Annotated in this window: 17 protein-coding genes and 1 pseudogene; 9 read left to right on the top strand and 9 right to left on the bottom strand. The window is 73.0% G+C overall.

Features of this window, described 5'->3' with window-relative positions:
- Positions 1 to 78 precede the first annotated feature (78 nt).
- Positions 79 to 597, bottom strand: a complete 519-nt coding sequence (locus ACZ7P3_RS09275; RefSeq protein WP_472080083.1) for a MarR family winged helix-turn-helix transcriptional regulator — start codon at positions 595 to 597, stop codon at positions 79 to 81.
- A 107-nt stretch (positions 598 to 704) separates the two neighbouring features.
- On the opposite strand from ACZ7P3_RS09275, the gene ACZ7P3_RS09270 reads away from it, so the two are divergent.
- The 3 genes from ACZ7P3_RS09270 to ACZ7P3_RS09260 all read left to right on the top strand — a co-directional run bounded on the left by ACZ7P3_RS09270 (position 705) and on the right by ACZ7P3_RS09260 (position 4,094).
- Entirely contained in the window at positions 705 to 1,994 is a 1,290-nt protein-coding gene (locus ACZ7P3_RS09270; protein WP_472080081.1) for an MFS transporter, read from the top strand.
- Positions 1,995 to 2,209: 215 nt separating this feature from the next.
- Positions 2,210 to 3,145: an EamA family transporter gene (locus ACZ7P3_RS09265; RefSeq protein ID WP_472080328.1), complete on the top strand. Its 936-nt coding sequence runs from the start codon at positions 2,210 to 2,212 to the stop codon at positions 3,143 to 3,145.
- Between the two features lie 61 nt (positions 3,146 to 3,206).
- Positions 3,207 to 4,094, top strand: coding sequence for a DMT family transporter (locus ACZ7P3_RS09260; protein ID WP_472080326.1), 888 nt, complete (start codon positions 3,207 to 3,209; stop codon positions 4,092 to 4,094).
- Between the two features lie 140 nt (positions 4,095 to 4,234).
- Here the strand turns inward: ACZ7P3_RS09260 and ACZ7P3_RS09255 are convergent, their stop codons facing one another.
- Complete coding sequence (locus ACZ7P3_RS09255) at positions 4,235 to 4,687, bottom strand: DUF5707 domain-containing protein (protein ID WP_472080079.1); 453 nt, start codon at positions 4,685 to 4,687, stop codon at positions 4,235 to 4,237.
- A gap of 405 nt (positions 4,688 to 5,092) precedes the next feature.
- Between ACZ7P3_RS09255 and ACZ7P3_RS09250 the strand changes: the two genes are divergently transcribed.
- Positions 5,093 to 6,007 (top strand): LysR family transcriptional regulator, encoded by a 915-nt coding sequence (locus tag ACZ7P3_RS09250; RefSeq protein ID WP_472080077.1) that lies wholly within the window; start codon positions 5,093 to 5,095, stop codon positions 6,005 to 6,007.
- On the opposite strand, the pseudogene ACZ7P3_RS09245 reads toward ACZ7P3_RS09250, so the two are convergent.
- Together ACZ7P3_RS09245 and ACZ7P3_RS09240 are read right to left on the bottom strand one after the other, a co-directional pair.
- Positions 5,994 to 6,263: pseudogene (locus ACZ7P3_RS09245) on the bottom strand (hypothetical protein); the annotation flags it as partial. The gene ACZ7P3_RS09250 and the pseudogene ACZ7P3_RS09245 sit on opposite strands and share 14 nt — an antisense overlap.
- Positions 6,264 to 6,743, bottom strand: coding sequence for a DUF1203 domain-containing protein (locus tag ACZ7P3_RS09240; protein ID WP_472080074.1), 480 nt, complete (start codon positions 6,741 to 6,743; stop codon positions 6,264 to 6,266).
- Positions 6,744 to 7,153: 410 nt separating this feature from the next.
- Here ACZ7P3_RS09240 and ACZ7P3_RS09235 point away from each other — a divergent pair, with 410 nt between their 5' ends.
- On the top strand, positions 7,154 to 8,425 hold the full coding sequence (locus ACZ7P3_RS09235) for a M14 family zinc carboxypeptidase (RefSeq protein ID WP_472080072.1): 1,272 nt from the start codon (positions 7,154 to 7,156) through the stop codon (positions 8,423 to 8,425).
- Positions 8,426 to 8,525: 100 nt separating this feature from the next.
- Here the strand turns inward: ACZ7P3_RS09235 and pepN are convergent, their stop codons facing one another.
- From pepN to ACZ7P3_RS09220, 3 genes are all read right to left on the bottom strand, one after another.
- Complete coding sequence (gene pepN, locus ACZ7P3_RS09230; protein WP_472080070.1) at positions 8,526 to 11,102, bottom strand: aminopeptidase N; 2,577 nt, start codon at positions 11,100 to 11,102, stop codon at positions 8,526 to 8,528.
- Positions 11,103 to 11,180: 78 nt separating this feature from the next.
- A complete protein-coding gene (locus tag ACZ7P3_RS09225; protein WP_472080068.1) occupies positions 11,181 to 11,429 on the bottom strand; it encodes a hypothetical protein in 249 nt (82 codons plus the stop codon).
- Positions 11,430 to 11,473: 44 nt separating this feature from the next.
- On the bottom strand, positions 11,474 to 12,493 hold the full coding sequence (locus ACZ7P3_RS09220; RefSeq protein WP_472080066.1) for an aspartate-semialdehyde dehydrogenase: 1,020 nt from the start codon (positions 12,491 to 12,493) through the stop codon (positions 11,474 to 11,476).
- A gap of 318 nt (positions 12,494 to 12,811) precedes the next feature.
- Here ACZ7P3_RS09220 and ACZ7P3_RS09215 point away from each other — a divergent pair, with 318 nt between their 5' ends.
- Both ACZ7P3_RS09215 and ACZ7P3_RS09210 read left to right on the top strand, forming a co-directional pair.
- Positions 12,812 to 13,357 carry an RNA polymerase sigma factor gene (locus ACZ7P3_RS09215; RefSeq protein ID WP_472080324.1) on the top strand — a complete coding sequence of 182 codons (546 nt, stop codon included), beginning with the start codon at positions 12,812 to 12,814 and terminating at the stop codon, positions 13,355 to 13,357.
- A 1-nt stretch (position 13,358) separates the two neighbouring features.
- Positions 13,359 to 14,351, top strand: coding sequence for a hypothetical protein (locus ACZ7P3_RS09210; protein ID WP_472080064.1), 993 nt, complete (start codon positions 13,359 to 13,361; stop codon positions 14,349 to 14,351).
- Between the two features lie 175 nt (positions 14,352 to 14,526).
- On the opposite strand, the gene ACZ7P3_RS09205 is transcribed toward ACZ7P3_RS09210, so the two are convergent.
- Together ACZ7P3_RS09205 and ACZ7P3_RS09200 are read right to left on the bottom strand one after the other, a co-directional pair.
- On the bottom strand, positions 14,527 to 17,832 hold the full coding sequence (locus ACZ7P3_RS09205) for a S8 family serine peptidase (protein ID WP_472080062.1): 3,306 nt from the start codon (positions 17,830 to 17,832) through the stop codon (positions 14,527 to 14,529).
- A gap of 157 nt (positions 17,833 to 17,989) precedes the next feature.
- Positions 17,990 to 18,532, bottom strand: a complete 543-nt coding sequence (locus ACZ7P3_RS09200; protein ID WP_472080061.1) for a CGNR zinc finger domain-containing protein — start codon at positions 18,530 to 18,532, stop codon at positions 17,990 to 17,992.
- A 133-nt stretch (positions 18,533 to 18,665) separates the two neighbouring features.
- Between ACZ7P3_RS09200 and ACZ7P3_RS09195 the strand changes: the two genes are divergently transcribed.
- Together ACZ7P3_RS09195 and ACZ7P3_RS09190 are read left to right on the top strand one after the other, a co-directional pair.
- Positions 18,666 to 19,127: a VOC family protein gene (locus ACZ7P3_RS09195; RefSeq protein WP_472080060.1), complete on the top strand. Its 462-nt coding sequence runs from the start codon at positions 18,666 to 18,668 to the stop codon at positions 19,125 to 19,127.
- A 2-nt stretch (positions 19,128 to 19,129) separates the two neighbouring features.
- Positions 19,130 to 20,047, top strand: a complete 918-nt coding sequence (locus ACZ7P3_RS09190) for a pyridoxamine 5'-phosphate oxidase family protein (RefSeq protein ID WP_472080059.1) — start codon at positions 19,130 to 19,132, stop codon at positions 20,045 to 20,047.
- The last annotated feature ends 27 nt before the right edge of the window (positions 20,048 to 20,074 follow it).

Below are 20,074 nucleotides of genomic sequence, written 5' to 3'. Positions count from 1 at the left end.
GGTCGCCCGGCCGACGCACCGCCCCCTGCCCGCTCGCACCAGGCCGTTGCGCGGCCCCGGAACCGCCGGGCGGCTGGGCTAGTGCTCCGCCCCCGGTGTCCCCGCGAGCAACTCACGCAGCAGGCCGGCCAGTTGGCCGGCCTGTTCGTCGTCGAGCGAGGACAGGGCCTCCGTCTGGACGGCCAGGCCGGCGCCGACCGCCCGGTCGATGACGTCGAACCCCTTCTCGGTCAGCGTCACCTGGAGGCCGCGGCGGTCGTGGGGGTCGGGCGAGCGGCGCAGCAGCCCGGCCCGTTCCAGCTTGTCGAGCCGGCCGGTCATGCCGCCGGTGGTGAGCATCAGCGTCGCCGAGAGCCGGCGCGGGGACAGCGTGTAGGGCTCGCCGGAGCGGCGCAGGGTCGCCAGCACGTCGAACTCGCCGCGCGAGATGCCGTAGGCGGCGTAGGCCTTCTCCATGCGGTCGCTCATGGCCCGGGAGAGGCGGTAGATCCGCCCGAAGACCTCCATCGCCTTCGTGTCGAGATCGGGCCGGACCGCCGCCCACTGCCCGATGATCGCGTCGACAGGGTCCTTGCGCTGCTGCCCGCCTTCTTCCATGTGCCGAGTATCGCTCGGCGGACGGTCACCCGCAAGAAAGTAGCTTGACGAAAAGTAGCTTGGAGCTAAGCTACTTCCTATCAAGTTACTTCAAGGGGGTCGGCACCGTGCAGAGGAAGAGCCGCAAGAGCGAGCGCATCCCGGGGGAGTGGGCCCTGCCCGTGGCCGCCGCCGTCAACGGCGTCGGTACCGGCATGTACGTGCCCTTCACGCTGGTGTTCTTCCACCACGTCACCGGACTGTCCTTCACCGTCGTGGGCGTCGTGCTCACCGTCACCGGCCTCGTCGGCATCGGCACGCTTCCGCTCGCCGGGGCCGCGGTGGACCGGTACGGGGCGAAGCGCGTGCAGTACGCGCTGTACGGCGTGCGGGCCGCCGGATTCGCGCTGTACCCCTTCGCCCAGTCCCTCGCCGCCTTCGCCGCCCTGGCCCTGGTCACCGCCGCCGCCGACCGCGCCTTCCCCGCGGCCCAGCAGGCGCTGGTCGGCGAGGTGGCGCGCGGCGCCGGCCGCGACCGGCTCCAGGCGGCGACCCGCGCGATGCAGAACGGCGGCAGCGGCGCCGGAGCCCTGCTGGCCTCCCTGGTCATCGCCTTCGCGGGGGATACCGGGTACAGCTGCGCGGCCTGGGGCAACGCCCTCTCCTTCGCGCTCGCCGCGCTGCTGCTGCGCCCGCTGAAGCCGATGCGTCCGGCGCGCGGGCGTACGGTCCCCAGCGCGGGCGCGGGCTACCGGCTGGTGCTGGCCGACCGGCCCTTCCTGATCGTCACCGGCGCCAACTTCCTCAACGCGCTGAGTTATTCGGCCCTGTCCGTGCTCTTCCCGCTGTTCATCGTGGAGTGGCTGCACGGGCCCGCAGCGCTCACCGGATCCGCCTTCACCGTGAACACGGTGCTGTGCGCGGTGGCCGGGGTGTTCGTCGGATCCCGGGTGCGCCGGGCCGGCGCCCGCCGCACCCGGGCCGCCGCGCTGGGCGGGGGCCTGTTCGCCACCGCGTTCGCCGCGCAGATCGTGCTGGGCACCCTGCGCCCGGACAGCGCGACGCTGCTGGGCGGTGCCCTGATCGCCGTGGTCGTCGTCTACACGGCCGGCGAGCTGATCCACAGCCCCGCCGCCGAGGTGCTCGCGGTGTCGGCGGCGCCCGAGGCGGTGCGCGGCCGGTACATGGCCGCGTACCAGATGTCCTGGTCCCTGGCGAAGGCGGTGGCCCCCTCGCTGTTCACCGCTCTGATCGCGGTGGACGGCCGGCTGCCCTGGGCCGTCCTCGTCCTCACTTCGGCGGTCGCCGCCACCCTGCTGATCCGCGTGGAACAGCGCCTGCCGGCGGAGGCGGTACGCCCGCTGCCGGTGACCGTCGCCCGCAACACGCCTCCGACCGCGGCGCCCGCCACGGTCTGACCCGCACTTCCTCGAAGGGAACGGCCATGAAGGAAACAGCCACTGAGGGAACGCCCACCGAGGCGACGGCCGTAGAGGGAACGGCCGTAGAGGGGACAGCCTTAGAGGGACCGGCCTCGAAGGAAACGGCCGCAGAGGAAACGGCCGCAGAGGAAACGGCCGCAGAGGAAACGGCCGTGAAGGGAACGGCCGGGAAGAAGACGGCCTTGGCGGGAGTGGTCGGGAAACGGTCCGCGACCGTCCTGCTCACCGCTCTCGCCCCCGTCTCCTGGGGCACCACCTATGCGGTGACCACCCAGTTCCTGCCGCCCGACCGCCCCCTGTTCACGGGCCTGATGCGGGCCCTGCCGGCCGGACTGCTGCTGCTCGCCCTCACCCGCGTGCTGCCGCGCGGCGCCTGGTGGGGGAAGGCGGCGGTGCTGGGCGCACTGAACATCGGCGCCTTCTTTCCGCTGCTGTTCGTGTCGGCGTACCGGCTGCCCGGCGGGATGGCCGCCGTCGTCGGCTCGGTCGGCCCCCTGTTCGTCGTAGGCCTCTCGGCGCTGCTGCTCGGGCAGCGGCCCGCCCCGCGCACGCTGGTCACCGGGGGCGTGGCCGCGTTCGGCGTCAGCCTCGTCGTCCTGCAGGGAGCCGGTGCCCTCGATGCGATCGGGGTGCTCGCGGCCGTCGCCTCCACCGCCTCGATGGCCGCCGGGACGGTGCTGACCAAGCGGTGGGGCCGGCCGGACGGCGTCGGCCCGCTCGCGCTCACCGGCTGGCAGCTCACCGCGGGCGGTCTGTTCATCGCGCCGGTCGCCTTCCTGGTGGAGGGCGCCCCGCCGGCGCTCGACGGCCGCGCGGTCGGCGGCTACCTCTACCTCGCGCTGGCCAACACGGCGGTCGCCTACTGGCTCTGGTTCCGCGGCATCGGCCGGCTCACCGCCCCGCAGGTCGGCTTCCTCGGCCCGCTCTCCCCGCTGACCGCGGCCGTCGTCGGCTGGGCGGCCCTCGGACAGGCGCTGACCCCGGTGCAGGTGACGGGCATGGCGCTGGCCTTCGGGGCGACGCTGGCCGCGCAGCTGGGCACGGGCAGGCGTACATCGTTCAGTTCTGCTGAAAAGACTGCTCGAAAGGATTCGATGGACCTGACGGGTCGGGCGTTGCGACGGTAGGTGCACACCGATCACCGAAAGGATCTCTGTGGCCACAGCCCTGCACCAGAACGCCACCCCCCTGCCCCGCCCCCGGAAGGCTGCCGCTCCCGCCCCCGTGCTCGGCCTCGCCCTCGCCGCCCTCGCCACGGTCGTCTGGTCCGGCAGCTTCGTCACCTCGCGCGCGCTGCACGACAGCGTCCCGCCCGTGCAGCACGCCTTCTGGCGCTGGGTGATCGCACTGGCCGCCGTCGCGCCGCTGGGCGCCCGGCAGGCCTGGCGGCAGCGGAAGCTGATCCGCCGGCACGGCCGCTACGTCCTGCTGGCCTCCCTGCTCGGCGTCGCCGTCTACAACACCCTCGTCAACCAGGCGGGACTCACCACCCCCGCCGCCACCATGGGCATGATCATGGCCGCCTCGCCGGTGCTGATGGCGGTGTTCGAACGGCTGGGCGGCGCACGGCTCGGGGCGCGGCGGGTCGCCGGGCTGCTCACGGCGTGCGCGGGTGTGGTGCTGCTGGTCGGCGGCGGTGCGCGGTTCGGCGCCGGTGACCTGTGGATGATCGCGGCGTGCTGCAGCTTCGCCGGCTACAGCGCGCTGCTGCGCCGCAGGCCCGCCGACATGAGCGGCACCGCGTTCCTGTTCACCACGTTCCTCGTGGGCACCGTCCTCCTGCTGCCCGTACAGGCCACCAGCCTCGCCGTCCAGGGCGGCTTCCGCCCGACCCCCGGCACGGTCCTGCCCCTCCTGTACGTCGGAGTGGCCTCCTCCGCGGTCGCCTTCTTCGCCTGGAACAAGGCCATCGCCCTGATCGGCGCCGCCCGCGCCGGCATCGTCTACTACCTCCAGCCCGTCTGCGTGGCCCTGCTCTCCTGGGCACTGCTCGGCGAGACGACCGGTGGGCCCCAGCTGCTGTGCATGGGGCTGATTCTGGGCGGCGTCATGCTGGGTGCGGGAGCTCGCCGCTGAGACCTCGCCCGTGCGGCGCGCACGGCCGACGGGGCCGGGCAGGAAAAGGCACCCTCTCTGTGTCCAGCCCAGCCTGTTCGGCTTGTTCGGCTTGTTCGGCCTGTTCGGCCTGTTCGGCCTGTTCGGCCTGTTCAGCCTGTTCAGCCGACGGTGAAGCCTGCGGCCTTGGTGTCCAGGGTGGTCGTGCCGTCCCCGGCGGTGGCGAGGACGGCGACGCGCCAGGAACCGCGCGGGGACGACGCGGCCTCGGCGCGGGTGACCCGGGTCGTGTAGGTGCAGCGCACGGTGTGCTTGCCGGCGGGCTTGCAGGCGGCCGACTCCACCGCGGCCATCTCCTTGGCGGTCGGCTCCTTCTTGGCGAGGGCGGAGTTCGCCGGCCAGGCCAGGACCTTCACGCTCTTGACGCCGGAGGACGCGGTGACCTCGGTGGCGAAGGCGAACGAGCCGTCCCGGCCGCCGTCGGGAGCGGTGTAGCGGGCGGTGCTGTGCGCCAGGGCGGGTGGCTGGTCCCCGGCGTGGGCGAGGGCGAAGGCACCCGCGCCTCCGAGGACGACGACACCGGCGGCCAGGGACAGGGCGATACGTCGGGACACGGCGGGCTCTCCGTAACTGTCTGGGGTGTGGGAAGCCGGCGCTCTTCGCTGCGCCGCCGCATCGATCCTCGCGGCACGGGCCCGCCCCGGACGTGAGCACGGGTACTCAACTCGGCCTGGGTGATGCCGCTCGGGACAGTGGGTCGGTTCCCCCGGGCAGCGGTGAGGACGCCGGCCCGTTCCGCGGGGCAGCCGTGAGGACGCCGGCCCGTTCCCGGAGGAGTCGTGAGGACGCCGGCCCGTTCCGCGGGGCAGCCGTGAGGACGCCGGCCCGTTCCCGGAGGAGCCATGAGGACGCCGGCCCGTTCCCCGAGGCAGCCGTCAGGACGCCGGCCCGTCCCCCAAGGCAGTCGTGTGGACACTGCCGTACCGGTGTCGTCCGAGGCCGGCGTGTAACGTGCCCGCATGGCCGAGTGGGACCTCAGGAAGCTGCAGATCCTGCGCACCCTGCGCGAGCGGGGGACCGTCACCGCGGCGGCACAGGCCCTGCACATGACCCCCTCCGCGGTCTCCCAGCAGCTCACCAACCTCGCCCGGCAGCTCGGCGTGCCCCTGCTGGAGGCCCACGGCCGCCGGGTGCGGCTCACCGACGCGGCCCGGCTGGTGCTGGGGCACGCGGAGGCGGTGTTCGAGCAACTGGAGCGCGCCGACGCGGCGTTGACGGCCTACGCGCAGGGCGAGGCCGGCGAGGTGCGGGTCGGCGCCTTCTCCACGGCGGTGCCCGCCCTCGTCGTACCGGCGGTGCAGGCCCTGCGGACCACGCACCCCGCGGTGACCGTCCGGGTCCGCGAGGCGGAGGCCGCCGAGGCCTGCGAGCTGCTGGCCGCCGGAGAGGTCGACCTCGCCCTCTCCCTCGCCGCCGAGGCCCCGAGCGCCGCCGACCCCCGCTTCACCCGCCTGCCCCTCCTCGCCGACCCCCTGGACGTCGCCCTGCCCCCGGACCACCCGCTGGCCACGGCCCCCGGCCTCACCCTCACCGACCTGGCCGCCGAACCCTGGATCTTCGGCGGCAGCGGCCCCTGGTCGGACATCACCCGCCGCGCCTGCGAGGCCGCGGGCTTCAGCCCCCACCAGGGCCACTCGGCCTCCGGCTGGACCGCGATCCTGGCCATGGTGGAGGCGGGCATGGGGGTCGCCCTGGTCCCGCGGACGGCGGCGGCGCGCCGCGACGGCGTGGTGATGCGGGAACTGGGCGCGGAGCGGCCGGTACGGCATGTGGTGGCGGCGGTGCGGAAGGGGGCGGAGGCGGGGGCGGCGGTCGGAAGGGTGCTGGAGGCCCTCAAGGACGCAGCCGTCCCGCCGCCGGTCACTCGGGTGTGAACTCGTACTGCAGCTCGCAGAAGTGGCCCGCCTTGACCATGACGGTGGCTTCGACGGGGCGGTCGTCGTCGCTGAACACGCTGAACACGACGCGCAGGGTACGGAGTGCCGGAAGGCCGCCGGGCAGGCTCGGCGCTCGGTGCTGCTCCTGGGTGGGAACCCTGGCCGACACCCGTCCCTGTGCGATGGGAGTGATCGGCTGCTGCGGAGCGCCTTCCCGCGTCGGCCGGACCGTCAAGGCCGGCGTACCGGCCCGTCAGGGCCGGCGTACCTCGTACAGGAAGCAGCCGTACTCCACCGCCCGTACCTGTACGAGTGCCACCTCCGGGTCGGTGAAGGCCTCGGTGAAGGCCGGTGCGAAATCGGCCCCGTCCTCGACCAGGCGGCCGCCGAGGATGCGGCCGTCGGCGGAGTAGCGGCGGACCGTGCGGTGGGCGTTGGCGAAGGGCAGGGTGTCGGTGTCCGGCGGCCCCGCGCATTCGTCGGCGTGGATGAAGACGGGGCCCTGCTCGTCGTAGGCACCCGGGTCGACGCCGGTCTCCGCCGCCCAGCGGCGCAGGGGCGCGTAGGAGACCAGGGCGATGCGCTCGCCGGGCACGCTGCGGCGCAGACAGCAGCGCAGCGGCGCGCCGCCCTCCCCGTCGGTGAAGGGGGTCATGGGCCGGCCCGCGTCGTCCGAGGTGCGCAGCTCCTTGAGGACGGTGGGCGTCAGCGGTCGTGCGGTGTATACGGTCATACCGTCAGGGTGGTCCGTCGCCGGCCCGTCGACCGGCGGGATCCGGACGTCGCCCTCGGGCCCGCCGGTCACCGAAGACCGGCCACGGCCGGCTTCCTCGCCTCCGACCGTGCGGCCGGCGTCACCGGCACCTTCGCCGACGTCACCGGAGGCATGTTCCCGGGCCGGCCCGCCGACGTCACCGGAGGCATGTTCCCGGACTGGCCCGCCGGCGTCACCGGAGGCCATGTTCCCGGGGCCGGCCCGCCGGCGTCGCGTCGAGCCCGTGGTGCCGCCCGTAGTGTCCGGTATTTCCCTCTGTATGCCGCTGTGTTCGTGCAGCCGCTTGCGGCGTGCGGGCCGCTCTTGACAGGGCCTGTCGCCGGCGCTGCCATGGGTGCGGCCAACGTCCCTACGAAACAGGTGAGTTGATGAAGGAGACCGCGGGTCTCGGCAACTCCCAGGTCACGCTCCATCCCGGCCCCGGAGAACTGGAGCGGCGGGCCCGTGCGCTGGTCGCCGCGGCGCCCGGGGTGCTGCGGCTGCGCACCGTCGGTGAGAGCCGCAAGGGGCGCCCGCTGCGGCTGCTGTCCGCCGGGAGCGGGGAGCGGCAGATCCTCACCGTCGCCGGTGCGCACGCCAATGAGCCGGTGGGCGGGGCCTCTGCGCTCCGGCTGGCCAGGGTCCTGGCGCGCCGGCCGGAGCAACTGCGGTCACTCGGCTGCACCTGGCACTTCCTGTTGTGCCTCGACCCGGACGGGGCCCGCCTCGCGCACGGCTGGCAGCCGGAGGAGCCGGCCCCGTCGCTGGAGGAGTGCCACCGGCACTTCTTCCGGCCCGAGTTCGCCTGCCACCCCGAGTCGCTGCCGGTGTCCGGCACGGGGCGGGAGCCGCTGCCCGAGTCGGCGGCGCTCGTGCGGCTGCTGGACGAACTGCGGCCCGCGGTGCAGTTCACGCTGCACGGCATCGAGTTCGGCGGCGCCTTCACGATGCAGACCAGGAAGGTGCCCGGTGCCGTGCGGGCCTTCCGGGAGACGGCCGCCCGCCTGCGCATCCCACTCGACCACCGTCCGGGCGACGGTCCCGACTGGCACCCGGACCCGCCGGGCGTCCTGTGGCTTCCCGACGGCAGCCCGGGCAGCGAGCGTGACCCCAGCGGTTTCGTCGCCGAGAGCACCTGGCTGTATCCGCGGCGGTACGGCACCCTGACCGCGCTCGTCGAGGCGCCCGCCTGGGCGGCTGTGGCGGTGAGCGATCCCCGGCCCGCACCCGACCCGGAGCTGGAGGGCGCCCTGGCGGGCGAGCTGATGCTGGGCCGTGTCGAAGCGCTTCGGGAGCTGCTCGGCGACACCCCGCCCGACGGCGTCCCCGAGGGTCTGCTGCCGCTGCGCACCGCCGCCCGCGAACTGCTCGACGTGGCACCGTCGATCGCCGCCGCCTGGGCCGGGGAGCGCGACGGCTCCCGGGGCCACTTCGCCACCCTGGGGATCGCCGGCCGCCGTATCCCGCTGCGGGCGGCCGCCATGATGCGCCGGGCCCTGGCCCGTACCGCCCCCGAGACCGCCGACGTCCTCGCGGACCTGGTGCGGGAGTGGTGCCGGGAGCTCGACAAGGCGTACGAGTTGCGCTGGATCCCGGTGTCCGCGCAGACCGCGCTGCACATGCGGACCATGCTGGACATCGCCCGCAGGGTGTGCCGCTGAGCGCGGCGGGTGTGCCGCCGAACACAGCGGGTGTGCCGCCGAACACGGCGAAAAGGGCGCCCGGCTCGGTGCCGGGCGCCCTTCGTCGGCGTACGCGGGGCTAGACGGCTGCCGCCGCGTCCGCCGCCTGGGCCTTCAGGGCGCGCTCGACGCCCGAGCGGGACTCCGAGACCAGCCGGCGCAGGGCCGCGTTCGGCTCGGCCGCGGCCAGCCAGGTGTCCGTCCTGGCCAGGGTCTCCTCGAAGACCTGGACCGACGGGTACAGGCCGATCGCGATCTGCTGGGCGATCTCGTGCGAACGGGAGTCCCAGACGTCCTTCAGGACCTCGAAGTACCTGTCCGCGTACGGGGCGATCAGCTCGCGCTGGTCGGTCTGCACGAAGCCGCCGATCACGGCCTCCTGCACGGCGTTCGGCAGCTTGTCGGAGTCGATGACCGACGCCCACGCCTCCGCCTTGGCCTCCTCCGTCGGGCGGGCCGCGCGGGCGGTGGCCGCGTGCCGCTCACCGGCCGCGGTGCGGTCGCGCTCGTACTCGCCGGCGATCTCCGCCTCGTCGAACCGGCCGACCGCCGCCAGCCGCTGGACGAACGCCCAGCGCAGGTCGGTGTCGACGGCCAGCCCCTCGACGGTGTGCGTGCCGTCCAGCAGGCCCTCCAGCAGGTCCAGCTGCTCGGGGGTGCGCGCGGTCGCCGCGAAGGCCCGCGCCCAGGACAGCTGGTGGTCGCTGCCCGGCTCGGCCGCGCGCAGATGGGCGAGCGTCGCGTCGGTCCAGCGGGTCAGCAGGGCCTCGCGGGCGGCCGGGTCGGCGTACAGGTCGATCGCCAGCTTGGCCTGCCGCTGCAGCGACTGCACCACGCCGATGTCCGACTCCTTGCCGATGCCGGACAGCACCAGCGCCAGGTAGTCGCGGCTGGCCAGCTCGCCGTCACGGGTCATGTCCCAGGCCGAAGCCCAGCACAGGGCGCGCGGCAGCGACTCCTCGAAGTCGCCGAGGTGCTCGGTGACGACCTTCAGCGACTCCTCGTCCAGGCGGACCTTGGCGTAGGAGAGGTCGTCGTCGTTGAGCAGGATGACGTCGGGGCGGCGCCGGCCGGCCGGCTGCGGTACGACGGTCAGCTCGCCGTCGACGTCCAGCTCGATCCGGTCGGTGCGCACCAGCTTGCCGCTCGCCCCGTCGAGGTCGTACAGGCCGATCGCGATGCGGTGCGGGCGCAGCACCGGCTCGCCCTTGGCGCCGGCGGGCAGGGCCGGGGCCTCCTGGCGGACGGCGAAGGAGGTGATGACACCCTCGGCGTCGGTGACGACATCCGGGCGCAGGACGTTGATGCCGGCCGTCTCCAGCCACTTCTTCGACCAGGTCTTCAGGTCGCGGCCGGAGGTCTCCTCCAGGGCGCCCAGCAGGTCGGACAGGCGCGTGTTGCCGAACGCGTGCGCCTTGAAGTAGGCCTGCACACCGGTGAAGAACGCGTCCTCGCCGACGTACGCGACGAGCTGCTTGAGCACGCTCGCGCCCTTGGCGTACGTGATGCCGTCGAAGTTGACGAGCACGTCGTCCAGGTCGCGGATGTCCGCCATGATCGGGTGCGTGGACGGCAGCTGGTCCTGCCGGTACGCCCAGGTCTTCATCGAGTTCGCGAACGTGGTCCACGAGTGCGGCCACTTCGAACCGGGCGCGGAGGCCTGGCAGGCGATGGAGGTGTAGGTGGCGAACGACTCGTTCAGCCACAGGTCGTTCCACCACTCCATGGTGACCAGGTCGCCGAACCACATGTGGGCCAGCTCGTGCAGGATGGTCTCCGCCCGGACCTCGTACGCCGCGTCGGTCACCTTGGACCGGAAGACGTACTGGTCGCGGATGGTCACCGCGCCCGCGTTCTCCATCGCGCCCGCGTTGAACTCGGGCACGAACAGCTGGTCGTACTTCGCGAACGGGTACGCGTAGTCGAACTTCTCCTGGAACCAGTCGAAGCCCTGCCGGGTGACCTCGAAGATCGCGTCCGAGTCCAGGAACTCGGCGAGCGAGGGACGGCAGTAGATGCCGAGCGGCACGCTCTGCCCGTCCTTCTCGTACACGCTGTGCACGGAGTGGTACGGGCCGACGATCAGCGCCGTGATGTACGACGAGATGCGCGGCGTCGGCTCGAAGGACCAGACGTTGTCCTTCGGCTCCGGCGTCGGGGAGTTGGAGATGACGGTCCAGCCCTCGGGGGCCTTCACGGTGAACTGGAAGGTCGCCTTCAGGTCCGGCTGCTCGAACGAGGCGAAGACCCGGCGGGCGTCCGGAACCTCGAACTGGGTGTACAGGTAGGCCTGCTCGTCGACCGGGTCCACGAAGCGGTGCAGGCCCTCGCCGGTGTTGGTGTAGGCGCAGTCGGCGACGACCCGCAGGACGTTGCGGCCCTCCAGCAGGCCGGGCAGCGCGATCCGGGAGTCCTCGAAGACCTCGCCCGGATCGAGCGCGTCCCCGTTGAGCGTCACCTCGTGGACCGCCGGGGCCACGAGGTCGATGAAGGAAGCGGCGCCGGTCCCGGCGACGTCGAAGCGCACGGTGGTCACGGACCGGTACGTGCCGCCCTCCTGCGCGCCGGAGAGGTCGAGATCGATCTCGTACGAGTCAACGGTGAGCAGCTTCGCCCGCTGCTGCGCCTCTTCGCGAGTCAGGTTTGTGCCAGGCACGCGGTCATCTCCTCGATATGTGTGGGTTGCGCGCCATCCTTCCATGGGATCCGCAGGGAAAGCGATGTCCTCCGCTGTTCACCGCGTCTCCGTCAGCACGCGTGCGAACCCCCGAACGGCCTCCGTCTCCGCCCCACGCTGCCACACCAGCCCGAGAGCGGAGCCGGGCAGGTCCTCGACGGGGACGTGAACGAGGTCCTCCCGCCGGTGGTAGGCGGCCGTGGGGCGGCACAGCAGCAGGGCGCCGCGGCCGGCGGCCGCCAGGGACAGGGCCTCCTGGCTCGCGGCGCTGGTCGCCGGGCGGCGGCACACGGAAGGGGCGGTCACGCGCCCGTGACCGCCCCTTGCCGGGAGGATGGCGAGGATCCGCCCTACTTGGCCGACAGCTCGGCCGCCACCAGTTCCGCGATCTGGACCGCGTTCAGCGCGGCGCCCTTGCGGAGGTTGTCGTTGGAGACGAACAGGGCCAGACCGTTGTCCGCCGTCTCGTCGCGGCGGATACGGCCGACGTACGAGGGGTCCTGGCCGGCCGCCTCCAGGGGCGTGGGGATCTCGGACAGGACGACACCCGGGGCCTTCGCGAGCAGCTCGGTCGCCCGCTCCGGGGAGATCGGGCGGGCGAAGCGGGCGTTGACCTGGAGGGAGTGGCCCGAGAAGACGGGGACGCGCACGCAGGTGCCGGAGACCTTCAGGTCCGGGATCTCCAGGATCTTGCGGGACTCGTTGCGCAGCTTCTGCTCCTCGTCGGTCTCGTTCAGACCGTCGTCGACGATCGAGCCCGCCAGCGGAAGCACGTTGAAGGCGATCGGCCGCTTGTAGACCTGCGGCTCCGGGAAGTCGACCGCCCCGCCGTCGTGGGTCAGCCGGTCCGCGTCGGCGACCACCTTCTGGGCCTGGCCGTGCAGCTCGGCCACGCCTGCGACACCGGAACCGGACACCGCCTGGTAGGTGGCGACGACCAGCGCCTCGAGGCCGGCCTCCTCGTGCAGCGGCCGGAGCACCGGCATCGCGGCCATCGTGGTGCAGTTCGGGTTGGCGATGATGCCCTTGGGGCGGTCGGCGATCGCGTGCGGGTTCACCTCGGAGACCACCAGCGGGACCTCGGGGTCCTTCCGCCAGGCCGAGGAGTTGTCGATCACGACGGCGCCCTGGGAGGCGACCTTCTCGGCCAGCGCCTTGGAGGTCGCGCCGCCCGCGGAGAAGATCACGATGTCCAGGCCCGTGTAGTCGGCGGTCGCCGCGTCCTCCACCGTCACGCCGTCCAGCACCGTCCCGGCCGAACGGGCCGAGGCGAACAGGCGCAGCTCGGTGACGGGGAAGTTCCGCTCCACGAGGATCCTGCGCATGACCGTGCCGACCTGACCGGTGGCTCCGACGATTCCGACCCTCACGACGACTCCCTCTGTGCGTTGCTTTCCTGACCGGGGCTTTTCCATCATGCGGCCGACCCCGGTCCACCTGTCCAATTCTTTGCGAAGCGTGCCCGAGGAGTGGGACACGATCACTCGACGGACGGTTGCACACCTGCGCCCGTCACCCGGCCGAGCTGGAGATGTTCCCTCGTTCGGGGCCCCGCGCCGGAAGCTGTGCTGTCCCGCCCCTGCCCGTCCGGACCCCGGCCACACCCGGTGTGACGTACACCTCTGACCCCGTCCGAACGTTTCCGCCCCCTCCGGCGTCGTAGGTCCAAACGCGTGAGGGGGTGGCTTGTGCTGCGCGGAGGGGCGCGCCGCGACCAGGGGGTGTACGCCGGTGCCGACCGCACCGGCGGGGATCCGCTGGACGCGGCCCAGGAACGCCGGGTGCGGGCGGTGCTCGCGCTCGGCGGGGTGCCGCAGACGGACCTGCTGGACGGGGTACAGCAGGTCCGTCTGCGGCTGCTGGAACGGGCCGCGAGCGGGCGCGAGGCGCCGCGGGACGTGTCGGCGTGGGCGGCGGTGGTCGCCTCCAACCTGGCCATGGACTGGCACCGGGCCAAACGGCGCCAGGAACGGCTGGGGGAGCGGCTGGCGTCGCAGCGCGAGCCCGCGCACCCGTCCGGCGAGGAGACCAGCCTGCTCTCCCTCGCCGTCGCCCAGGGCCTGGACGAACTGCCCGACGCCCAGCGCCAGGTGGTGATCCTGCGCTTCTTCGCCGACCTTCCGGTGCGCGCGATCGCCGAGGAGCTGGGCGTTCCCGAGGGCACGGTCAAGAGCAGGCTGCACACGGCGGTCCGCGCCCTGCGCGACCGGCTGCACGAGGACGAGGTGGTGTGACATGACCGCCGGACACGAGGGCGCGCAGGACGCCGGGGGCCGCGGGAGTGCGGGGGAGTACGACGGCACGGACGCGCTGCTGGCCGCGATCACGGGCGACACGCCGGGCAAGGAGGCCCACCGGGACCCGGACTTCCTGGCGGCCCACCGGTCGGCCGAGGCGGACGTGGCGGTCCTGCGGGAGCAGCTGACATGGCTCGCGGAAGCGCTGACCGGGGAGGCGCTGACCGGGGAGGTGCAGCAGGGGCAGGACGCCGAGCCCGTACCCGGAAGGCCGACGGCCGGGACGTCGGTGGTCGGGGTGTCCGGGGGAACCGGGGGAGCTGGGGAAGCCGGCCAAGCCGGGGAAGCAGGGAGAGCCGGGAGAGCTCGGGGAACCGGGGGCGTTGCCCGCCGGGCGCGCAGTGTCACCCGTCCCGTCGGTGCCGCCCGCCCCGCACGCCCGCCGCGTCCCGGCCGTCCGTCCGGCCCGCGCCGGGCGCTGCGGATCGCCCTCGGTTCGCTCGCGGGCGGCGCCGCGTTCGCGATGGTCGCGGGGCTCGGCTGGGTCCTGGGGCATGCCGTGGGGGACGCGGGGACGGGCGGGTCCGCCGACAGCGCGGCCAAGGGCGCGGCGCAGGGCACGGCCGAGGGTTCGGCCGGGATCTCCGGAGACGAGGGCCGGCCCGCCGACCCCGCACGGGTCCTGGCCTGCTACCGGCTGGTCGTGGAGGGAACCGTGGCCAAGGTGGAGCCGCGCCCCGAGAGCCCCTGGATCCGGATCGTCCTGACCGTCGGCCGCTCCTACCGGCCCGCGCACGCACCGGCCGAGGTCACGTTCCTCCTCGACAAGGGGGCGAAGCCCGCCCCGCGCAAGGGACAGCACGTACTCGTCGGGATCGGCCAGGGCCGGCAGAACGCCGGTCTGTGGGCCGTGGGCGACGCCCGCGTGGCCGTCAACCGGGCCTGGATCACCGAGGCGCTGCCCACGGCCCGGCACACCACCTGTCCGTAGCGGAGCGAGAAGCCGACCGGAAAGCGGTGAGGGGCGCAGGGGCCGACCGGCCTCCAGCGAGGGGCTGAGGAGCCGACCGGCCACCAAGGAGGGGCGGAGGCGCCGACCGGAAAGCAGTGAGGGGCGGGTGTCCGTCCGGACACCCGCCCCTCACCCGTCACCCGAGGTCACCGCGTCAGGGCGTGACCTTCTCGATCTTCACGCTGCCGGTGCCCGCGACCGTGCCGCGCGCGTTCACCAGCTGGACCTGCCCGAAGAACTCGCGGCCCGCCGGGGCCTCGGCGGCGGCCGTGACCTGGCCGGTCACCGTGGCCGAGTCGCCCGTGCCGAGCTTGACCGGGGCCGAGCCGTCGACCGTGACGGTGCCGAGCGTGGACGAGAAGAACACGTCCCGGTAGTCGTAGTCGGTCGAGCCCGAGGGGACCGAGTAGCCCACGACCTTGACGGTGTAGGTGCCGGCGGCCGGGGACGGTACGGAGACGGCCTCCTCCGAGTCGCCGTCCGCGGACTGCGCGACCTGCTTGCCGCTCGCGTCGTACACGGTCAGGTCGAGGTCGGCGGCGGCGTCGGAGACCTTGCCGATGGCCACGTCCAGGGACTTGGTGCCGGCCGGGACCTCCACCGTGGTGGTCTGCGTCTCGCCCTCCTTGATCGACGGACGGGCCGTCTTGGCGGAGCCGAGCGGGCCGCCGGCCAGCTTGCCGTCGAGGGCCGCGTACGTGTTGGTCACCTTCCAGGACGCGGCGGCCGGGGTGCCCACCTTGGCCTCGGGCACGGTCACGGTCTCCGGGTCGAAGGCCGCGCCGAGGACGGAGACGTCCAGCGTGTAGGGGTTGTCGAGCAGCGGCGAGGTACGGCGTGCCTCGACCTCGACCTCCCAGACGCCGGGCTGCGGGTCGGCGTAGGACCGCACGTCGGGCTTGCAGCCGTTGCCGTCCAGGTAGTTGACGTAGCAGTACGGGGTGCCGGTGTTGTCGACCGGGGTGCCGTACGGGTGGATCGCGATGAACCGGGTCTGGCTCTTGTCCTTCAGCCCGCCGAGCGCGACCTCCAGGGACTTGGCGCCCTGGGGCACGGTCAGGAAGTACGACCGGGTGCTGTTGCGCTGCACCGAACCCGGCGTGGAGTAGGTGTAGCCGACGGGGGCGGAGACCACGACCGTGGTGAGGATCTGCTTGTCGACACCCTCGGTCGTCGGGTCGTCGACCTCCAGGATCGCGCTCTTGATGCCGGCCGACCGGGGCGCCGCCTGGACCTTGACGGTCACCGGCTGGTTCAGCGGCAGCCGCACCACGTCGTCGCCGAGGATGCGGAAGGTCCTGCCGGCGTTGTTCTCGAAGTGCAGCTCGTGCCGGAGCGCCTTGTCCGGTCCGGAGGTGCGGGTGATGGTGACGTCGTACCACTTCTTCTGTCCGGCCTTCAGACCGCCCTCGCGGTCGTACAGGCCGGTGCCGCGGCCCGGGGTCTTGAGCGCCTGGCCGAGCGCGGTGTCGACGGGGGCGCTCACGGTGTAGTCGTGCGCGGTCGCGTCGTCGCGGATCGCGTCCCACGCGTCCACGATGTTGATGCGGCCCGCGCCCTCCTCGTAGGCCTGCGCACCCTTGATGTGGTCGGCCGTCGAGGTCAGTGCCGTGCGCAGGGTGGCGGGCGTCAGGTCGATGCCCTTCTGCTTGGCCGCGCTCAGCAGCAGCGCGCTCGCGCCCGTGGCCTGCGGGGACGCCATCGAGGTGCCCTGGAGCATCGAGTAGCCGGCCGGCAGGGTGTAGCCCGCCTCGGCGACCGGGGAGCCCGGCAGCCAGGTCTGGGTGGAGTTGATCGCGGCGCCGGGCGCGACCAGGGTCGGCGTGAAGCCGCCGTCCTCACGCGGGCCGCGCGAGGAGAAGGGCATCAGCGCGTACTTCTTGTCCACCTGCGAGCCGTAATTGGCGGCCCAGGTCTCCCTGGAGATGCCCGCGCCGACCGAGATCACCTTGTCCGCGAGGCCGGGGTCGCCGATGGTGTTGGCGCCGGGGCCCTCGTTGCCCGCGGAGATGACCAGCTGGACGCCGTAGGTGTCGATGAGCCGGGTGTACAGCTCGGCGCGCGCGTTGTTGCCGTCGTTGAGCGCCGGCAGGCCGCCGATCGACATGTTGACGATGTCGACGCCCCGGTTCGCGACCAGGTCGATCATGCCCTCGGTGAGCGCGACGTTGGTGCAGCCGCCGGTCCAGGTGCAGGCACGGGAGGAGACGATCTTCGCGCCCGGGGCCGCGCCGTTCATCTTCCCGCCGAACAGGCCGTTGGCGGCGGTGATGCCGGCCACGTGCGTGCCGTGCTCGGACTCGATGACGCCGATGTTGACGAAGTCGGCCTTCTTGCCGACCCAGTCACCGCCGTAGGGGTCCATCGGCACGTCCTTGCGGATCTGCACGACGAACGGGACGCGCTCCACGACATCGGTCTTCGGGTCGTCGGTGCCGAAGTAGCCGATCTGGTAGCCGTCCTTGTACGGCTTCATCGGCGTGTCGTCGGTGAAGTCGTGGTTGTTGTTCAGGTCCAGCGTGACCGTGCCGGCCGCCGGGTCGTACAGGACGCCCCAGCTGTCGGTGGTGTCGCCGTCCCGGTTGAGGTCGCCCTTCTCGTCGCCGCCGGTGGTGGCGGACTCCTTGAAGGTGCTGATCTCGAAGGAGCCGGCGGGCGCGGTCCAGGTCTGGCCGCCGTAGCCGAAGCTCGGGCCGGAGACCGCGGTGACCATGGGGCGCCAGGTGGCGTCGCCGTCCGCGATCGGGTCGGTCGAGGTGACCCAGTCGACGATCTTGCGCTCGCCGGTGGTGGTCTTCTGCAGCGCCGGGTGGCCGAGGTCGACGCCGGAGTCGAGGATGCCGATGGTGATGCCCCGGCCGTCCGCCTTCGGGTGGTCCTTGACGAAGTCGACGGCGCCGGTCTCGAAGGACGGGTTGTACGGGTTCTCGGCGGGGGTGTTCTTGCCGGGCCCGCGCTGAGCGCCCTTCGCCGAGGACGGCTTGGCGGCGGTCGTGGCGTTCGGCGCCGGGTCGTCCAGCCGGATCTCCTGGCGCAGGTCGATCGCGTGCACCGAGGAGAGCTTCGCTGCGGCGGCGATGGCCGAGTCCGCCGCCTTGGTGGGGACGGTGGCCCGCACATAGCCGAGCCCGTCGTAGGTCCGGCCCACCGAGCCGCCCCTGACCGCGTCCAGTTCCCTGGCGACCTGCTCGGTCTGCCCCGGTGCGGTCGCGATCATCATCGTGACGTTCTTGTCGCCGTCCGCCTTGGCCTCGGCGAGCAGATCGGCGTCGTCCGAACCCAGCTTGTGCTGGGCCGACTTGACGCCGGAGCCGGTCGCCGCGGCCGGCGGTGTGTCCGCGGCGAGGGCCAGGGGTACCGGCCCGGCCGCGGAGAGGGCGGCCACCACGCCCACGGCCACGGCTGTGCGGGCCAGGCGTCTCGGGCCGGGTATCGGGTCACGGTCGGGGGTGAGGGTCATCGGCGTCCCTAGTAGGTGAAGAGTGCAGTGCCGGACGAGGGCACAGCTTCACCCAAGGGAGTGAATTTTGGGGACCGTTGACCGAATCGATATCGATGTATGGGGAAAACCCGCGATGCGTTTTGACCGGCTAAGGCGTGAATGCTTGCGGATTTAGTCAGTTGTCCTTGGAGCGGGCGTAATGGCGGGACGCCTTGGCGCGGTTGCCGCAGGCGGCCATCGAGCACCAGCGGCGGGTGCCGTTCCTGGACGTGTCGAAGAAGTGCAGGACACAGGTGTCGTGGGCGCAGGAGCGGATCCGGTCCGGGGCCCGGGCGAGCAGTTCCAGGTAGTTGCGGGCGGCCAGCCAGGCCGGACCCCAGGACGGGTCGGCGAACTCCGGCTCCTCGGCCGCCCCCTCGGCGGTCAGCCGGGCCCGGATGCGCCCGTGCGCCAGGACGGCGTCGACGAGCGGCGCCCCGTCCGTCGGTGACCCGTCCACCGCGGTGCCGAGCGCCTCGCGTGCCCGGAGCAGATGGCGCAGCGCGTCCTCGTCGCCCGCGTGGGTGTCGTCGAGCCCGTTGGAGGCCAGCCACACGGCCAGCCCGCCGGTGTCGGCGAGCAGGTCCCGGGTGACGCCCTCCTGGTTCCACCGGGTGTTGAGCAGGTCGAGCGCGAGGGGCTCGCCGGTGAGCGGGCGGGGATCGCGGGCGGTGGACATGGTGCACTCCTTCTCGGCTAACCGCTCAAGAGTACGTGACCGGTTGACTCCTCTCCATCTAACCCTCTAACGTCTTCTATGACGGTTAGATTGTCCGACGGGAACAGCCCGAGCAGCCCCCAAGAGGAGAGCCATGACCCTGCGCACCGGCCACACCGGCCTGAACGTCACCGACCTCGACCGCTCGCTCGCCTTCTACCGGGACGTCCTGGGCTTCGCGCTGCTCGCCGAGGGCAAGGAGGACGACCGCCGGTACGCCTTCCTCGGCGCGGGTGACGGCGCGGGTGACGGCGCCGAGCCGCTGCTCACCCTCTGGCAGCAGGCGCAGGAGGCGTACGACGGCGGCCGGGCCGGACTGCACCACCTGGCCTTCGCGGCCGACTCGGCGGACCGGGTCCGGGAGTACGAGACGGCGCTGCGCGGCGCCGGGGTGGAGTTCCACCACGAGGGCGTGGTGGCCCACGGGGAGGGGGCGGCCTCGGGCGGGATCTTCTTCCACGACCCGGACGGCACCCGCCTGGAGATCTCCGCGCCCCTGGGCGCCGAGGATGCCCCCGCCCCGCACGCCTCGGCTCCGACCTGCGGCTTCTTCTAGTCATGAGCGGCTATCACGCGGGCTCGCGCGCCCTGCAGGACCGGGTAGGGGTGCGGGAGCGCGCCGACCACGTCGGCCGCTCCCTCGGCCAGGACATCACACCGGTCGCGGCGGCCTTCCTGGGCATCCAGCCCCTGCTGGTCGTGGGGGCGGCGGATCCCGGCACCGGCCGGGTGTGGGCCTCGCCGCTCACGGGCCGGCCCGGGTTCGTGCGGGCCACCGGGCCCCGGCAGATGTCCGTCGACGTGGGTGCCGCCCGCGCTTCCGGCCGTGCGGGAGGGCGGCCCCCGGCCGATCCGCTCGCGGCGGCCCTGGCCACACCGGGCACCCTCGTCGGCTCCATCGCCCTCGACCCGCGCACCCGCCGCCGTATGCGCCTCAACGGCCGGCTCCGGCCCACGGCCCGGGGCTTCGCCGTCACGGCGGACCAGGTGTTCTCCAACTGCCCCAAGTACATCCGGCGCCGGGAGTCCTACGAGCGGATCGAGAGCCGCACACCCCGGGCACCCCGGCGGGCCGACCGGCTGCGGGCGGAACAGGCCGGGTTCATCGCCGCGGCCGACACCTTCTTCCTGGCCACCGTGCACGCCGCCGGGGCCGACGTCAGCCACCGCGGCGGCAGCCCCGGCTTCGTCCGCGTCGCCTCACCCCGCGAACTGACCTGGCCCGACTACCCCGGCAACGCCATGTTCCTCACTCTCGGCAACCTGCGCACCGACCCGCGCGCCGGACTGCTCTTCCTGGACTGGACGACCGGTACCGCCCTCCAGCTCACCGGCGAAGCGCACACCGAGTTCGCCCCCGACGGCGGACGGACGGTCCGCTTCGCCGTCACGGAGGTGCTGGAGACCGCCGAGGCCCTTCCCCTGCGCTGGTCGGCGCCGGAATATTCGCCCGCCAACCCGGAGGACAGCCGCTAACGTCCGTCCATGCGACGGAAACTGAGG

Source organism: Streptomyces sp. NPDC107581 (genome assembly GCF_055657175.1).
The sequence above is the reverse complement of the archived record's forward strand: the minus strand, read 5'-3'. Positions and strand labels throughout refer to the sequence as shown.

What these genes read in the sequence shown, in the direction of transcription:
- ACZ7P3_RS09205 (WP_472080062.1), bottom strand. Translation starts at nt 17,832, where the DNA reads ATGACCCTCACCCCCGACCGTGACCCGATACCCGGCCCGAGACGCCTG.
- ACZ7P3_RS09250 (WP_472080077.1), top strand. Translation starts at nt 5,093, where the DNA reads ATGGCCGAGTGGGACCTCAGGAAGCTGCAGATCCTGCGCACCCTGCGC.
- ACZ7P3_RS09275 (WP_472080083.1), bottom strand. Translation starts at nt 597, where the DNA reads ATGGAAGAAGGCGGGCAGCAGCGCAAGGACCCTGTCGACGCGATCATC.
- ACZ7P3_RS09210 (WP_472080064.1), top strand. Translation starts at nt 13,359, where the DNA reads ATGACCGCCGGACACGAGGGCGCGCAGGACGCCGGGGGCCGCGGGAGT.
- ACZ7P3_RS09195 (WP_472080060.1), top strand. Translation starts at nt 18,666, where the DNA reads ATGACCCTGCGCACCGGCCACACCGGCCTGAACGTCACCGACCTCGAC.
- ACZ7P3_RS09240 (WP_472080074.1), bottom strand. Translation starts at nt 6,743, where the DNA reads ATGACCGTATACACCGCACGACCGCTGACGCCCACCGTCCTCAAGGAG.
- ACZ7P3_RS09235 (WP_472080072.1), top strand. Translation starts at nt 7,154, where the DNA reads ATGAAGGAGACCGCGGGTCTCGGCAACTCCCAGGTCACGCTCCATCCC.
- ACZ7P3_RS09200 (WP_472080061.1), bottom strand. Translation starts at nt 18,532, where the DNA reads ATGTCCACCGCCCGCGATCCCCGCCCGCTCACCGGCGAGCCCCTCGCG.
- ACZ7P3_RS09190 (WP_472080059.1), top strand. Translation starts at nt 19,130, where the DNA reads ATGAGCGGCTATCACGCGGGCTCGCGCGCCCTGCAGGACCGGGTAGGG.